Origin of the sequence: Nocardia abscessus NBRC 100374, assembly GCF_000308455.1 — a bacterium.
Classification (GTDB): domain Bacteria; phylum Actinomycetota; class Actinomycetes; order Mycobacteriales; family Mycobacteriaceae; genus Nocardia; species Nocardia abscessus.
The window spans coordinates 61991-77341 of the sequence record NZ_BAFP01000123.1; the positions used below are offsets into that span (position 1 = coordinate 61991).

At 70.2% G+C, this 15351-nt stretch carries 13 protein-coding genes; 6 read left to right on the forward strand and 7 right to left on the reverse strand.

Annotated features, from left to right (window positions below):
* Position 1 precedes the first annotated feature (1 nt).
* Positions 2 to 2584: a DNA helicase PcrA gene (gene pcrA / locus ON19_RS25575; protein ID WP_043698038.1), complete on the reverse strand. Its 2583-nt coding sequence runs from the start codon at positions 2582 to 2584 to the stop codon at positions 2 to 4.
* 384 nt (positions 2585 to 2968) lie between these two features.
* Between pcrA and ON19_RS25580 the strand changes: the two genes are divergently transcribed.
* Positions 2969 to 3262, forward strand: coding sequence for a chorismate mutase (locus ON19_RS25580; RefSeq protein WP_083899637.1), 294 nt, complete (start codon positions 2969 to 2971; stop codon positions 3260 to 3262).
* 141 nt (positions 3263 to 3403) lie between these two features.
* Here the strand turns inward: ON19_RS25580 and ON19_RS25585 are convergent, their stop codons facing one another.
* On the reverse strand, positions 3404 to 4861 hold the full coding sequence (locus tag ON19_RS25585; protein ID WP_043698044.1) for an NAD-dependent succinate-semialdehyde dehydrogenase: 1458 nt from the start codon (positions 4859 to 4861) through the stop codon (positions 3404 to 3406).
* A 232-nt stretch (positions 4862 to 5093) separates the two neighbouring features.
* On the opposite strand from ON19_RS25585, the gene pgi reads away from it, so the two are divergent.
* Positions 5094 to 6731 (forward strand): glucose-6-phosphate isomerase, encoded by a 1638-nt coding sequence (pgi, locus tag ON19_RS25590; protein WP_043698046.1) that lies wholly within the window; start codon positions 5094 to 5096, stop codon positions 6729 to 6731.
* Between the two features lie 14 nt (positions 6732 to 6745).
* On the opposite strand, the gene ON19_RS25595 is transcribed toward pgi, so the two are convergent.
* Positions 6746 to 7294: a potassium channel family protein gene (locus ON19_RS25595; RefSeq protein WP_051169299.1), complete on the reverse strand. Its 549-nt coding sequence runs from the start codon at positions 7292 to 7294 to the stop codon at positions 6746 to 6748.
* 181 nt (positions 7295 to 7475) lie between these two features.
* Between ON19_RS25595 and ON19_RS25600 the strand changes: the two genes are divergently transcribed.
* Positions 7476 to 8663 carry an NAD(P)/FAD-dependent oxidoreductase gene (locus tag ON19_RS25600; protein ID WP_043698049.1) on the forward strand — a complete coding sequence of 396 codons (1188 nt, stop codon included), beginning with the start codon at positions 7476 to 7478 and terminating at the stop codon, positions 8661 to 8663.
* Positions 8664 to 8758: 95 nt separating this feature from the next.
* Here the strand turns inward: ON19_RS25600 and ON19_RS25605 are convergent, their stop codons facing one another.
* Both ON19_RS25605 and ON19_RS25610 read right to left on the reverse strand, forming a co-directional pair.
* Positions 8759 to 9442, reverse strand: coding sequence for a nucleoside/nucleotide kinase family protein (locus ON19_RS25605; RefSeq protein ID WP_227954606.1), 684 nt, complete (start codon positions 9440 to 9442; stop codon positions 8759 to 8761).
* 173 nt (positions 9443 to 9615) lie between these two features.
* Complete coding sequence (locus ON19_RS25610) at positions 9616 to 10542, reverse strand: LysR family transcriptional regulator (protein ID WP_043698052.1); 927 nt, start codon at positions 10540 to 10542, stop codon at positions 9616 to 9618.
* A gap of 79 nt (positions 10543 to 10621) precedes the next feature.
* Here ON19_RS25610 and ON19_RS25615 point away from each other — a divergent pair, with 79 nt between their 5' ends.
* Positions 10622 to 11014 carry a nuclear transport factor 2 family protein gene (locus ON19_RS25615; protein WP_051169314.1) on the forward strand — a complete coding sequence of 131 codons (393 nt, stop codon included), beginning with the start codon at positions 10622 to 10624 and terminating at the stop codon, positions 11012 to 11014.
* Positions 11015 to 11019: 5 nt separating this feature from the next.
* Here ON19_RS25615 and ON19_RS25620 read toward each other — a convergent pair whose 3' ends face one another.
* Complete coding sequence (locus ON19_RS25620; protein ID WP_043698059.1) at positions 11020 to 12639, reverse strand: acyl-CoA dehydrogenase family protein; 1620 nt, start codon at positions 12637 to 12639, stop codon at positions 11020 to 11022.
* Positions 12626 to 13276 carry a TetR/AcrR family transcriptional regulator gene (locus tag ON19_RS25625; RefSeq protein WP_043698062.1) on the reverse strand — a complete coding sequence of 217 codons (651 nt, stop codon included), beginning with the start codon at positions 13274 to 13276 and terminating at the stop codon, positions 12626 to 12628. Before ON19_RS25625 ends, ON19_RS25620 begins: the two co-directional genes overlap by 14 nt.
* Positions 13277 to 13329: 53 nt before the next feature.
* On the opposite strand from ON19_RS25625, the gene ON19_RS25630 reads away from it, so the two are divergent.
* Positions 13330 to 14103 carry a crotonase/enoyl-CoA hydratase family protein gene (locus ON19_RS25630; RefSeq protein WP_043698065.1) on the forward strand — a complete coding sequence of 258 codons (774 nt, stop codon included), beginning with the start codon at positions 13330 to 13332 and terminating at the stop codon, positions 14101 to 14103.
* Between the two features lie 5 nt (positions 14104 to 14108).
* Positions 14109 to 15350 (forward strand): non-ribosomal peptide synthetase family protein, encoded by a 1242-nt coding sequence (locus ON19_RS25635; RefSeq protein WP_043698067.1) that lies wholly within the window; start codon positions 14109 to 14111, stop codon positions 15348 to 15350.
* Position 15351 lies beyond the last annotated feature (1 nt).

Here is a 15351-nt window from a genome sequence, read left to right on the forward strand (position 1 = left end):
CTCAGAGCTTGACCAACGTCCGGCTGTACTGCGGGATCAACCGGATCTTGCCCGCGGTGCCGAAGTCGATGGTCACCGTGGCCAGTGGGCCGAAGCCCTCGGCGGCGATCACCCGGCCGAGACCGTACTTGTCGTCGCTGACCCGATCGCCCACGGCGAGCACCAAGTTCGTGTTGTTGCGGGTCGCGCCGCCGGGAGCGGGCCTGCGCGGTCCACGATCACGCAAGCCGGGCCGCTGCTGCGACCACCCGTCACCGCGCGTCCAGTCCCGCTCCAGGCCGTCGTCGTCGCCACGCCGCCGGAGACCTCTCGTCCCGGGCGATCCGGCCGGCTCGAGCCGCCGCCAATCGAGGAGGTGACCGGGGATCTCTTGCAGAAACCGTGATTCCGGGTTCGACACCGGCTGACCCCAGCCCGAACGCACCACGGCACGCGTCAGGTACAGCCGCTGCCGGGCCCTGGTGATGCCGACGTAGGCGAGGCGGCGTTCCTCGGCCAATTCGGTCGGATCGCCGAGCGCCCGCATGTGCGGGAACTGCCCGTCCTCCCAGCCGGTGACGAACACCACCGGGAACTCCAGTCCCTTGGCGGTGTGCAGCGTCATCATCGTGACCACGCCGGAGCCCTCGTCCGGAATCTGGTCGGTGTCGGCCACCAGCGAGACCCGCTCCAGGAACGCCGCGAGCGAACCGGGGTCCGGCTCGCCTTCACCCACCTCGGGCAGCAGCCCCTCCTGCCGGGCCGCCTCGGCGTTGTTGTGCGCCTCGGAGCTGAACTCGCGCGCCACGCTGACCAATTCGTTGAGGTTGTCCAGCCGGGCGCCGTCCTGCGGGTCGTCGGACGCCTCCAGCTCGGCGCGATAACCGGTGCGCTCGAGCACCGCTTCGACGACGTTGCCCACGTCGGGGAAGTCGGATTCCGCGCGTTCACCGGCGGCGCGGACGTCGTCGAGCAGGTCGAGGAAGCTCGCGATGGCGCGCTGGGCACGCGTGTTCAGCAGCGCCACTTTGCCTTCGGCGGCGTCGCGCAGCGCGGCGGCGAAACCGATCCCGCGCTGTTCGGCATGGACCGCCACGCAGGCTTCGGCGCGGTCGCCGATGCCGCGGCGGGGCGTGTTCAGGATGCGACGCATGCTCACCGCGTCCTCCGGGTTCTCCAGCACCCGCAGGTAGGCGACGATGTCGCGCACCTCTTTGCGCTCGTAGAAGCGGACGCCGCCGACCACCTTGTAGGGCAGGCCCATCCGGATGAAGATCTCTTCCAGCGCGCGGGAGTTGTTGTTGGTGCGGTAGAACACCGCGACGTCGGCGTAGTTGGCCTCGCCCTGGTCGACCAGCCGGTCGATCTCGCGCGCCACGAACGACGCCTCGTCGTGCTCGTTGTCGGCGACATAGCCGGTGATCAGGTCGCCCTCGCCGGAATCGGTCCACAGCTTCTTGTCGCGCCGGTTCTCGTTGCGCGAGATCACCGCGTTGGCGGCGGAGAGGATGTGCTGGGTGGAGCGATAGTTCTGCTCCAGCAGAATGGTTTCGGCGTCGGGGAAGTCGCGCTCGAACTCCTCGATATTGCGGATCGTCGCGCCGCGGAAGGCGTAGATGGACTGGTCGGCGTCACCCACCACGCACAGTTCGCTCGGCGGAACCCGATCCTCGGCCCCCTCGTCCACGTGGTGGCCGACCAGCTCGCGGACCAGGACGTACTGCGCGTGGTTGGTGTCCTGGTACTCGTCCACCAGCACGTGCCGGAACCGGCGGCGGTAGTACTCGGCGACCTGCGGATGGTTCTGCAGCAGCGCCACCGTCTCGCCGATCAGGTCGTCGAAGTCCAGCGCGTTCGCCGAGCGCAGCCTGCGCTGATACTCGGTGTAGACCCTGGCCACCAGGCCGGGCAGCTCGGTGTCGTCCGATTCCGCGTCCGCGGTGGCGCGGGCCGGATCGATGAGCTCGTTCTTCAGGTTCGAGATCGCGGTGGCGAGCAGGCGCGCCGAGTACTTCTTGGTGTCGATGTCCAGGTCGCGGCTGATCATGGTGAGCAGGCGCCGCGAATCGTCCGCGTCGTAGATGGAGAAGTTCGAGTTCAGGCCGGGCAGCAGCGCCGCCTGGGTACGCAGGATGCGGACGCAACTGGAGTGGAACGTCGACACCCACATGGTGTTCGCACGCGGTCCGACCAGCCCTGTCACCCGCTCCCGCATCTCCGCGGCGGCCTTGTTGGTGAACGTGATGGCGAGCACTTGGCCCGGGGTGACGCCACGAGCGGCCAGCAGATAGGCGATGCGGCGGGTGAGCACGGCGGTTTTTCCAGAGCCCGCGCCCGCCACGATGAGCAGGGGGGATCCGGTGTGCACCACCGCCGCCCGCTGCTGCGGGTTCAGGCCGTCGAGCAGGCGCTCGGCTTCCTCGGCGCGCCGCTGCTCGCGCTCGACGCGCTGCCGCTCGCGCTCGGCGTCCGTGGGCGGCGCCTCGGGCGCGGCGGCAGGCCGCGACCCCTCCGCCGCGTCACCGCCGGGGAACGGCGGTTTCGGTGTCGGGTCCGGGTGCGCGATCCGACCGGCCTGCGTCTTGGGAGCCACCGTGATGTCCATCGTCCATCCACGCTACCGGCGGCCACCGACACGGATGAAGCCCCGGGGGACATCGGTATCGGTTCGGCGCCGGATGCCTGAACGGCGCGTGAACTCCCGCTGGTGGGAAGCCGGGGCGAAACGACCTGCGTCTCTCCCGCGATTCCCAAACGTATCCGTTTTGCATACCCCCCAGCCCGTGGCACACTGGCGACATGCTCAGCGCTTCCGCAAGACATCCGATTCGGCTGCCGGCCGGACACCGGGATCGCGGAGCCTGTACCTGAGCACACCTTTCTGGGGGGACAATACAAGGCCCACCAGGTCTGTTTCACGGTGAAAGAACTGATCGGTAACGAGCCGCGTGCACGCGCCGATCCCTGTTCTGACACGAGGAGATGAATGATGAGCACCCCTGCCACGACGACCGGGTCCGAATCCGCGTTGCCGCAGACCGAGGCCGAGATCGACAAGCTCCGCAAGGAGATCGACAGTCTCGACGCCGAGATCCTGGCCGCGATCAAGCGGCGGACGGAGATCTCCCGGATCATCGGCCGGACGCGCATGGCGTCGGGCGGGCCGCGCCTGGTGCACAGTCGCGAAATGAAGGTGCTGGAGCGGTTCAGCGAGCTGGGCCAGGAAGGCCACACCCTCGCCATGCTGCTGCTGCGCCTCGGGCGCGGTCGCCTCGGCCACTGACCTGACAATCACGCGGCGCGCTCGCGAGACCGTCGCTTCCACAAGGCCGCCCCGGGTGTGCTCAACCCCGGGGCGGTCGTTTCATGTCCGCGGTCGGATGCTTCGAGTGCCGGTCGGCCGCATCCCACCCCCGCGGAAGCGTCAGGTGAGTGCGATGTACTTGGTGGACAAGTACTCCTCGATCCCCTCGGTGCCACCCTCCCGGCCGAAACCGGACTGCTTGACGCCACCGAAGGGCGCCGCGGGGTCGGAGATGACGCCGCGATTGACGCCCACCATGCCGGATTCCAGGCCCTCGGCGATCCGCATGGCGCGATCGAGGTCGCGGGTGTACACGTAGCTGACCAAGCCGAATTCGGTGTCGTTGGCGGCGGCGAGCCCTTCGGCCTCGGTCCGGAAGCCCACGATCGGCGCGACCGGGCCGAAGACCTCCTCGCGCAGAATCCTGGCTTGCGGCGGGACGTCCCGCAGGACGGTCGCCGGGTAGAACCAGCCGGGCCCGGCGGGCGCCTTGCCGCCGATCAGCACCCGCGCACCGGCCGCGACGGCGTCGTCCACCAGTTCGCTCACCGTGTGCAGTTGCTCCTCGTTGATCAGTGGGCCCAGCGTGGTGTCCGGGTCGGCGCCGGGTCCGAGCCGCACGCTGCTCGACATCGCCTCCACCAGCTTGGTGGAGAACTCCTCGAGCACGCTCTCGTGCACGTGGAAGCGGTTGGCCGCGGTGCACGCCTCGCCGCCGTTGCGCAGTTTCGCCAGCATTGCGCCCTGCACGGCGGCATCCACGTCGGCGTCCTCGAACACCACGAACGGCGCGTTCCCGCCGAGTTCCATCGAGGTGCGCAGCAGCCGGTTCGCGGACTTCTCCACCAGCTTCTTGCCCACCTCGGTGGAGCCGGTGAAGGTGAGTTTGCGCAGCCGGGGATCGTCGAGCAGCGGCTGGGTCACCGCGCCGGAGCGGCTGGAGGTGACCACCGAGAGCACGCCGTCGGGCAAGCCGGCCGCGCTGCACAGCTGGGCCAGCAGAAGCATGGTCAGCGGCGTCGCCGAGGCGGGTTTGACGATCATCGTGCAGCCCGCCGCCAGCGCGGGGCCGATCTTGCGCGTGCCCATGGCGAGCGGGAAATTCCACGGCGTGATCGCCAGGCAGGGGCCGACCGGTTGCTTGTGCACCATGATCCGCCCGGTACCGGAAGGCGCGTGCAGGTAGCGCCCGTGCACCCGGGCGGCCTCCTCGCTGAACCAGCGGAAGAACTCGGCGCCGTAACGCACCTCGTTGCGGCTCTCCGGCAGCGCCTTGCCCATTTCCAGGGTCATCAGCAGGGCGAACTCCTCCGCGCGGGCGGTGATCTGCTCGAACACCTCGCGCAGGATCTCCCCCCGCTCGCGCGCGGCCGTGGCCGCCCATTCGTCCTGTGCGGCGACGGCCGCGTCGAGTGCGCGCACCGCGTCCTCCGGGGTCGCGTCCGCGACGTGCGTCAGCACCTCCCCGGTCGCGGGATTGTGCACCGGGAAGGTGCCCCCACCGGTGGCGTCCACGGGGCGCCCTGCGATCCACAGCTGCTTCGGTACGGATTCGAGAAGTTCACGTTCGGAGCCCATGACGCCAGACTATGCCTCACACCGGGAGCACATCCTGGAACTCATATCGGCCGCCCCCATCGGGTCGGTGCAGGGGCCCGGCCCGGCGCGTCGCCCCGGCCGCGGGCACCTGTGGCCACGGTAAGTCCGATGTGGCGCAGCGGATTCTCGCCTCGGCGGCGGCACCGGCGGACCCGACTCTCCGCGAACGCACCCGTGCGCGCGACCGTGCCTGCTTGTACCCTCGGCGAACGTGAGCAGCGACATCACCGCGACGGCGGCATGGCGGAAACTGCACGATCATCACGGCACCGTCGCCGACCGACACCTCAGGGAGTTCTTCGCGGACGATCCGGCGCGGGGCAGCGAGCTGACCGTCGAGGTGGGCGATCTGCACATCGACTACAGCAAGCACCGCGTCAACCGGGAAACCTTGCACCTGCTGGTGGAATTGGCGCGCGAGGCCGGTGTGCCCGAGCGGCGTGCCGCGATGTTCGGGGGCGAGCACATCAACACCTCCGAGAACCGCGCGGTCGGCCATGTCGCGCTGCGGCTGCCAGCGGGCGAGACCATGGTCATCGACGGCGCCGACGCGGGCGCCGAGGTGCACGAGGTGCTGCGGCGGATGGGCGAGTTCACCGACGCGCTGCGCTCCGGCGCGTGGCGCGGGGCGACCGGCGAGCGCATCACGACAGTGGTCAACATCGGCATCGGCGGCTCGGACCTCGGGCCGGTCATGGTGCACCAGGCGCTGCGGCACTACGCCGACGCCGGGATCGGCGCCCGGTTCGTCTCGAACGTCGACCCGACCGATCTGATCGCGAAGCTGGACGGCCTGAATCCGGCCACCACGCTGTTCATCGTCGCCTCGAAGACGTTCTCCACCCTGGAGACGCTCACCAACGCGACCGCGGCCCGGCGCTGGCTGGTCGCCGCGCTCGGCGAAGGCGCCGTGGCCAAGCACTTCGTCGCGGTATCCACCAATGCCGAGCGGGTCGCGGAATTCGGTATCGATATCGAGAACATGTTCGGTTTCTGGGATTGGGTCGGTGGCCGATACTCGGTGGCCTCGGCGATCGGCCTGTCGGTGATGGCGACCATCGGCAAGGAACGCTTCGCCGAGTTCCTCGCCGGGATGCACGCGGTGGATCGGCACTTCGCCGAGGCGCCGCTGGAGGCGAACGCCCCGGTGCTGCTCGGCCTGCTCGGCGTCTGGTATTCGAACTTCTTCGGCGCCGCCTCCCGCGCGGTGCTGCCGTATTCGAACGATCTGGCCCGTTTCCCGGCCTATCTACAGCAGTTGACCATGGAGTCCAACGGCAAATCGGTGCGCGCCGACGGCACCCCCGTCACTACCTCCACCGGCGAGATCTTCTGGGGCGAACCGGGCACCAACGGCCAGCACGCCTTTTACCAACTGCTGCACCAGGGCACCCGGCTCATCCCCGCCGACTTCATCGGATTCGCCCAACCCACAGCGGATCTGGCGACCATCGACGGCACCGGCAGCATGCACGACATCCTGATGAGCAACCTGTTCGCGCAAACCAAGGTGCTCGCCTTCGGCAAGACCGCCGAGGAGATCGCCGCCGAGGGCACCGATCCCGCACTAGTGCCGCACAAGGTGATGCCGGGCAACCGCCCCTCCACCACCATCCTCGCGCCCCGGCTCACCCCGTCGGTGGTCGGTCAGCTCATCGCGCTCTACGAGCACCAGGTCTTCGTGGAAGGCACCATCTGGGGCATCGACAGCTTCGACCAGTGGGGTGTCGAACTCGGCAAGCAGCAGGCCCTCGCCTTGGCCCCGCTGCTCACCGACGCGCAAGAGCCCCAGCCACAGGACGATTCGTCCACCGACTCGCTCATCCGCTGGTACCGCGGGCACCGCTGATCCATCCCGCGACGCTAGTCGGCCCCGCCGGGCGGGCTTTTGCGCTGCGCCTCGTCGAGCCGACGGACGATGAGCGAGGTGCCTATCGCGATCAAGGTGCCGATGACGCCGAGATCGAAGACGACCTGGACCATGGTGGCCACTTTCGCCGCGGGCCCGACCGCATGCACGTCCCCGTAGCCGACGGTCCCGAGAGTGACGATCGTGTAGTAGAGCGCGTCGGTTCGCGTGTGCAGTCCGTCGAACTGGCCGGGCGCGCGCTGTTCGAGCACGTAGTAGTAGAGGGCGAAGAACGTCACCACGACGCAGACCACGAGCAGCACGTCGTTGATCCGTCCGCTGCTCGCCCGCGGATCGCGGAAGTAGCGGCGGACGCGCCACCGAGCCAGCCAGATCAGGCCGGCGACTCCGACGACGAAGGCGACCAGCCCGAGCACCGCGGCGGGGCGACCGAGCGGCACGCTCTCCAGCGGCAGAAAGTAATAGAACAGCAGAGCGCACACCACGGCCGGCACATTGTGCACCACGCGCGATGACCTGCCGACTGCGCGATTATCCGTCATCACTCCATCATCTGCCCAGGTAGAGCGCATGAGCCGCTGCACGCGCCGGACGCGATGCGCGGTTGGCTTGCCGCGGGCCGTCAGGTCTCGGCGGCGCGGTGACGTGATCCGCCTCACCAGGTGTCACAAGGATCGGTTGCGCGGTGTCTTGTGTCCGAAGCCCTCGAACGAAGGAGACGCCATGACTGGAAACATCGATGTGGTCGTGGTCGGCGGCGGATACGCCGGCGTCTTGGCCGCCAATCGCCTGACGCAGCGTGACGACGTGACAGTGACTCTGATCAACCCGCGCCCGACCTTCGTCGAGCGGATCCGCCTGCACCAACTGGTCGGGGGTTCGCACCAGGCGGTCGTCGACTACCGCGAGATCCTGGGCGAGCGCGTCCGGCTCGTGGTCGACACCGTGACCCGGATCGACGCGGCCGAGCGCAGCGTGGCCTTGGCGACCGGCGGCACGGCGAGCTACGACTATCTGGTGTACGCGGTGGGCAGTGGCAGCGCCGATCCGGGCGTGCCGGGAGCGGGCGAGTTCGCCTATCCGGTCGCCACTCTGGAGGAGGCGCGGCGGCTGCGGCCGGTCTTGGACGCCGCGCCCGTGACGGCCGCGGTGACCGTCGTTGGAGCCGGTGCGACCGGCATCGAGATCGCCGCCGAGCTGGCGGAGCAGGGTCGCCGGGTGACCGTGGCCTGCGGCGGGGCGCTCGGCCCGTACCTGCATCCTCGGGGTCGGCGGTCGGTGGCCAAGCGGCTGGCCGAACTCGGGGTGACCGTGCTCGAAGGCCCCCACTCGAAGGTCACGTCCGTGACGCCGGATTCGGTGCGGCTCAGTGGCGGCCACACGCTGCGGAGCACGGTGACCATCTGGACCGCCGGTTTCGGCGTGCCGGACCTGGCCGCCCGCAGTGGACTGAGCACCGACGCGGTCGGCCGCCTGCTCACCGACGAGACGTTGACGAGCGTGGACGACGTGCGCATCGTCGCGGCGGGCGATTCGGCGGCGCCGTCGGACCTGCCGTTGCGAATGAGCTGCCAGACCGCCCGTCCGCTGGGCGCCCACGCCGCGGACACGGTGCTGGCCCGGATCGCGGGTACGCAGCCCGCGGCCATCGACGTGGGTTACTTCGGCCAATGCATCGCCCTGGGCCGTCGCGCCGCCACCCTCCAGGTCGCCTCGAGGGACGACACCGCGAACAGGTTCTACATCGGTGGTCGCCTGGCCGCGAAGATCAAGGAAATCGCCTGCAAGAACGTCGTCAAGGAACTGGCGGACGAGGCACGCAAGCCGGGGTCGTTCACCTGGGGGTTCAAGGACGGCAAACGCAGGCAGCTGCTGCAGGCCGAGCGCGGCGCGGCGCCTGCCACCCTCTGACCGGCGGCCTGCGCCGTCGGTGTCCGAGACGTGCACGCGCCGTGTCGGTTCGGCTCGGTGGACGAGGACGGCAGCCGTGCACGACGCGTCGTGCCTCAGCGGTCGAGGACCGCGTAGCCTTCCGCGTGCCGGCGCAGCACGAGGTCGGCGCGCTCCCTTGTGGTCGCGACGAGATCCGCGTTGCGTAAGTCGCTGTCGTGCACCTTGTCGCGGGCTGCCGTGGGAGTGCGACCGCCGCGGATGTGCCTGTCCAGCAGGCGATTCTCGAGCACGTCGCGCGGCGCGTCCAAGTACCAGCATTCGTCGAGCAGGGCGCGGACCGCTGACCACCGCCGCCCCTCGAAGTCGTCGAGGAGCAGGTAGTTGCCCTCGGTCAGGATGATGGACTGCCGATCGAGCACCACGCCGCCGGGCACCGGCGCATCGATGGACCGGTCGAACGTCGGCCATGGCACCGGGGCACCCACCGGCGTGGTGCGCAGGCGCCGCAGCCCCGCGACGTAGCCGTCGACGTCGAAGGTGTCCGGCTCACCTTTGCGCGCAAGGCTTTCCATCGCGCGCAGGACGTCGTTGCCCAGGTGATATCCGTCCATGGGTGCGATCTCGGCGACCGTGCCGCCCGCCTCGGCATTGATCGCATCGCGCAATGCGACCGACAAAGTGGATTTGCCCGCGCCCGGCGGCCCCGCGATACCGAGCAGATACCGCCCCCGCGCGGCCCGGTCGAGCACCCGCCGGACCAACCAGCTCACCGGTCGCTGCACGAACTCCCCTGCCACCGCCGCCACACTACCGCCGCGTGCCGTCTCATGGCCCACCCGCGAACTCGTGCGGACGATCGCGCCGCACGGCGGTCTTGCGCCGCGCAACACGGTTGAACGAGCTGATCGGCCCGGCGCAGTGGCCCCGCGTGCCGCGGACCTGGCAGGCGAATGACCGATATCGGCGGCGCTCACCCGCCACCGCGAAGACGCCGGCGCACTTGGGCGGACAACTCCGCCGCCTGGTCGCGCAGCGCCTCGGCGAACATACCGCGAGGTCCGGCGGTGCCGCGGTCGCCACCATGGGCGAGGACGGTCCGCCGCACCGCGGCCGGGTGATCGATCCGGAGCAGCGCGATGGTCGGCGGCAGGAGGGGAACGGCGATGCCGGGAACCACGGTGATGCCCAATCCTGCCGCGACCAGGCCGAGTTTGGCGAACCAGTCGCGGGCGACGAAGGCGATATCCGGCTCCCAGCCGGGATCGCGCCACGCACCGAGGAGGGTGGCGGCCGGCTCCTGGCTGCCCACGATCCAGCGTTCGGCGCGGAGCAGATCGGGCGGCGCGCTGGTGGCTCCCGCGAGCGGATGCGTGGACGCGACCGCGACGAGCAGCGGATCGTCCAGCAGCGGTTCGATCGCCACGCCGCTGGGCGGGGTTTCCGGCGCGGTCACCACGGCGAGGTCGAGGCGCTCTCGCGCGACGGCGGCTAGCAGCCGAGGACTGAGCCCCTCCCGCAACGAGATCCGCAGCTGCCGATCGCGGAAGGCCGCGGCGGCGATCGCGCGGGGCACCAAGGCGGCCGTCGCGGTGGAGAACGCGCCGATGCGCAGGCGGCCTGCCGGGCGCGCCGCCAGATGGCGGATGTTGTGCCGGGCGTGCTCCAGCTCGCCGAGGATCGCCTCCGCGTGCCGCAGCACGATGCGTCCGGCTTCGGTCGGCCGCACACCGCGGGCGTGGCGCTCGAACAGTGCGCGACCGGCGGCCCGCTCCATCAACGCGATCTGGCGGGACACCGCGGATTGGGTGTAGCCGAGATTCTCCGCCGCGGTCGAGAACGATCCACAGGCAGCCGCCTCCCGAACCACGCGCAGGCCCGCGACGGTGAACTCATTCATGCATAATGCTCATACCAGATATGCCAGACAGTCGCTTGTCGCATGTATCGGGCGACTTTAGCGTCGAGTCGTGACCGCGATGGAGAACAAGAAGCTGCTCGCCGACATCTTCGAGCAGATGTCCCTCGGCAATACCCGCGCGCTGACCGACGCCATGGCCGACGACTTCCGCTGGGTGTTCCCCGGCGACTGGTCCTGGAGCGGCACCTGGGAACCGAAGTCCGCGGTGCTCGAGGGCCTCCTTCGTCCGCTCATGGCGCAGTTCACCGAGTACCGCAGCGCCGCGGAGCTGATCCTCGCCGAGGACGACCGCGTCGTCGTGCGGGCCCGCGCCCAGGCCGTGACCACGCGCGGCGAAACCTACGAGCAGATCTACTGCTTCCTCTTCCGGGTCGCCGACGGGAAGCTGCGCGAGGTGGTCGAGTACTGCGACACGGCGTTGGTCGAGCGCGTGTTGACCCGCCCTGCGTGAGCGGCTCAGACGAACGCGCGCTCGATGATCGCGCCGGTGTCCACTCCCGTGGGCAGCGTGCCGAACGCGATGCCCCAGTCGTCGCCGAGCCGGGTGGCGCAGAACGCGTCGGCGACCGCCGGGTGACCGTGGCGAACCAGTTGCGCGCCCTGGAGGACGAGCGCCATCAGCTCTACCACGCGCCGGGCGCGGTATTCGATGTCGTCGAGATTCGACAGCTCCTTGCCGACCAGGGCGATCGCGTCGTCCAGGCGCGGGTTCGCGCCCTTGGCCAGCGACACCTCGTCGAAGTACGCCTCGACCGTCTCCGGCTGGCGTCCCATGGCGCGCAACGCGTCCAGCGCCGCGACGTTGCCCGACCCCTCCCAGATGGACATCAGCGGCGCTTCCCGGTACAGCCGCGGCATGCCGGATTCCTCGGCGTATCCGTTGCCGCCCAGGCATTCCAGCGCCTCGGCCGCGTGCGCGGGGGCCCGCTTGCACACCCAGTACTTGGTGACGGCCAGCGCGATGCGCCGCAGCGCCGCCTCGGCCGGATCCTGTCCGGCCCGGTCGGTCGCCCCGGCCAACCGCATCATCACGGTGGTCGCGGCGTCGGATTCGATCACCAGGTCGGCCAGCACGTTGCGCATGGCGGGCTGGTCGATCAGCTCGGCGCCGAAGGCCTTCCGGTACCTGGCGTGATGCACCGCGTACACGGTGCCCGCCCGCATACCGGTGGCCGAGCCGATCACGCAGTCCAGCCGGGTCATGTTCACCATCTCGATGATGGTCTTGACGCCCGCGCCCTCCGCGCCGACCAGCCAGCCGACGGCGTTCTCGTACTCGATCTCCGAGGAGGCGTTGGACTTGTTGCCCAGCTTGTCCTTGAGCCGCTGGATACGGATGGGGTTGCGGGCGCCGTCCGGCAGCACCCGGGGCAGCAGGAAGCAGGACAGGCCGCCGGGCGCCTGCGCCAGGGTGAGGAACATGTCCGACATCGGCGCGGAGGTGAACCATTTGTGCCCGACGATCCGGTAGGTGCCGTCCGGCTGCGGCGTCGCGGTGGTGGTGTTGGCGCGCACGTCCGAGCCGCCCTGCTTCTCGGTCATCGACATACCCGCGATGAGTCCGGCCTTGGTGGACGGTTCCCGCAGCCCGAAGTCGTAGACGCGGGAGCCGAGCAGGGGCTCGAACCTCGACGCCAGTTCCGGGTTGTGCCGCAACGCGGGGACCACCGCGTAGGTCATCGAGATCGGGCACATGTGGCCCGCGTCAGCGATGCCCCAGGTGTAGAACTTCGCCGCGCGCGCCACGTGCGCGCCCGGGCGGTCGTCCAGCCACGGGGCGCCGTGCAGGCCGTGCTCGACCGCCACGCGCATCAGATCGTGCCAGTGCGGGTGGAACTCGACCTCGTCGATGCGGTGACCGTAGCGATCATGGGTGCGCAGGACCGGCGGGTATTCGTTGGCCAGCCTGCCCCACTCCTGCGCCTGCGCGCCACCGGCGAGCGCGCCCAGCTCTCGCACCTCGGATTCGGCCCAGCCCGCGCCTTCCCGGCGCAGGCCTTCGAGCAGCGCCGGATTGCGCGCGGCATCGAAGGGGACGATGTCGGGTACCTGGTTGAGGACTTCATGCGTCTGCATCGGACACTCCTGATTCCAGCCGAGCGCGCCCGGCGCCCGGGTCGTCGCGCACGCCCAGCGCGCGGATCGCGAAAGCGATGAGTTCGGGGACGACGGATTCGCCATGTGGCGCGTCGGCGAGCGGGCCGACGAGCACCTCGCCGATCGCGCCGACCAGCGCGGCCGCGCTGATCCTCGGGTCCTGCGGTGGCAGTTCGGCCCGCGCGACACCTTCGGCCACCGCCGATTCGAAGGTCTCGGCGAACGCGCGCCGGAAGCGCAGACGTTCGCTGTCCACGGCCGCGTCGACCGGCTCGGCGAGCAGCACGTAGGCCAGATTCGGGTTCTTCAGCGCACGACCGGCGAAGGTCTCCACCGCGGCGGTCACCCGTTCGATCGCCGTTCCGCGCGCACCGGCCGCGGCCACCGCGGCGACCTCGCCTGCGACGACTTTCCGGAACACCGCCCGCACCAGAGCGGCCTTGCCGTCGAAATTCTTGTAGACGGTGCCGGTGGCCACGCCCGCCTCGGCCGCGACCGCCGCCATGGACAGCGCGGCATACCCGCCATCGGACAGCACCTTGGTCGCGGCCTGCACGATCAGCCCCGCCTGGGCGTCCAGGCGGGCTTGCACAGCGGGGGTTCTGCGGTAGGCCACCCAAGAAGTGAAGCACGAATTCATTTCTTCCCACAAGGGTGCTTTTACGGCGTATGGTCGAGCCCGTGACCGTACTGATCGAACGCAACGGGCCCGTGACCACCGTGATCCTGCACCGCCCCGAGGCGCGCAACGCGGTGGACGGGCCGACCGCCGCCGCGCTGGCCACCGCCTTCCGCGAGTTCGACGCAGACCCCGACGCGGCGGTCGCGGTGCTGTGGGGCGACGGCGGCACGTTCTGCGCGGGCGCCGACCTGAAGGCGCTCGGTACCGAGCGCTCCAACCAGGCCACCGAGGACGGCGACGGCCCGATGGGCCCGACCAGGATGCGATTGTCCAAGCCGGTGATCGCCGCGGTCTCCGGTTTCGCGGTAGCGGGCGGGCTCGAGCTCGCGCTGTGGTGCGACTTGCGGGTCGCCGAGCGCGACAGCACCTTCGGCGTCTTCTGCCGCCGCTGGGGCGTTCCGCTGATCGATGGCGGCACCATCCGGTTGCCACGGATCGTGGGTGCGGGCCGCGCCATGGATCTGGTGCTCACCGGACGCGAGGTCGGCGCCGACGAGGCGCTGCACATGGGTTTGGTGAACCGCGTGGTGCCCACCGGCGAAGCCCGCGGCGCGGCGGAGGCGCTCGCCGCGGAACTGGCCGCGCTGCCGCAGACCTGCCTGCGCTCGGACCGGATGTCGATGCTGGAGCAGGAGGGGATGACCGAGGAGTCCGCGCTGCGCAACGAATTCCGGCACGGGTTGACGGCGCTGGCCGACGGCGCGCTCGACGGCGCGCAGCGCTTCGCGGCGGGTGCGGGCCGGCACGGCGCTCGCGCCTGAGCCCGATGGGCCGCCTGAGCGTCGTCGACGAGATCTTTCTGCGCACCCATCGCGGGCTGGGCACCCCGATCGCACTGCAGGGGCTGTGGCGAACGACGGACCGGGTGGACCCCGCGCTGCTGACGCGGGTGCACGAAGCCCTGCGTTCGGGACCGCTGGGGCGCAGAGTGGTTGCAGCGCGGGTGCCGGGCGCTCGCCGGGCCTGGCGACCGAACGTCCGCGCCTATCCGATCGGCCACGCCGATGGCGTGCTCCCGGTCGCGGAACTGCTCGACTGGGCCGACGCGCAAGGCGCCGGGCTCGATCCGGAACACGGTCCTGGGTGGCGACTTTCGACCGCGGCGCTGGACGACGGCGGATCGGTCGTCTCCCTCACCTGCTCGCACGCGCTGGCCGACGGGCGGGCGCTGGTGCTCGCGGTGGACGACGCTCTGGGCGGAGCTCGGGTGCCCGCACCGAATCTTTCCGCGCGAGAATCGGATTGGTCCGATGCCAGGCGACAGTGGTCGATCGTCCTGCGCGGGACCGCGGCGGCGCTCCGGCACGGGATACCGCGGCAGCCCGCCGCACCGATCCGGGACGAGGAGCCGCGCGAGGCCCGCAAGACTACGCACAGCGCGATCCTGCAATGCCCGGCCGCGGAGTGGGACCGCATCGCCGCGCGAGACGGCGGCACCGCCAACAGCCTGTTCATCCACCTCGTCGCGAACATACTGTGGGACAGCGGGTTTCCTCGCGAGACGATCGAGGCGAGCCTGCCCGTCGACACCCGCGACGAACCCCGCGTCGACAACGACCTCGCCATGACCCGCATCGCGATCACCCGCGCCGACACACCCGCGACGATTCGCACGCTGGCTCGCCGCGCCTACGACCAGCGCATGTCCGCGCCGAGCGGCATGCCCGAACAGCTCCTGCAGGTGATCCCGGACCGCTTGGCCTACGCACTGTCCAAGGGCGCTGGCGAGCGGGACATCCTGTGCTCCAATATCGGAACGCTCCCGGCGTCGTTGCGCACGCTCGGCCCGCACCGCTGCACCGGTGTCGCCGCCCGTGCCATCCACCCCGGCCTCGGCGCCGCACGTCTGCCCCGCACCCGCCTCTCGGGCTACCTGTGCCGCATCGGTGACGACTATGTACTGAGCCTGGTCGGCCTCGACCCGGCGCGGATCGCGACGGCCGATGCGTTGCGCGAGCTGGCAATGCGCGCGGTCGGCTCCGCGGGCTTGCACGTCTTCGCGTGGTGAG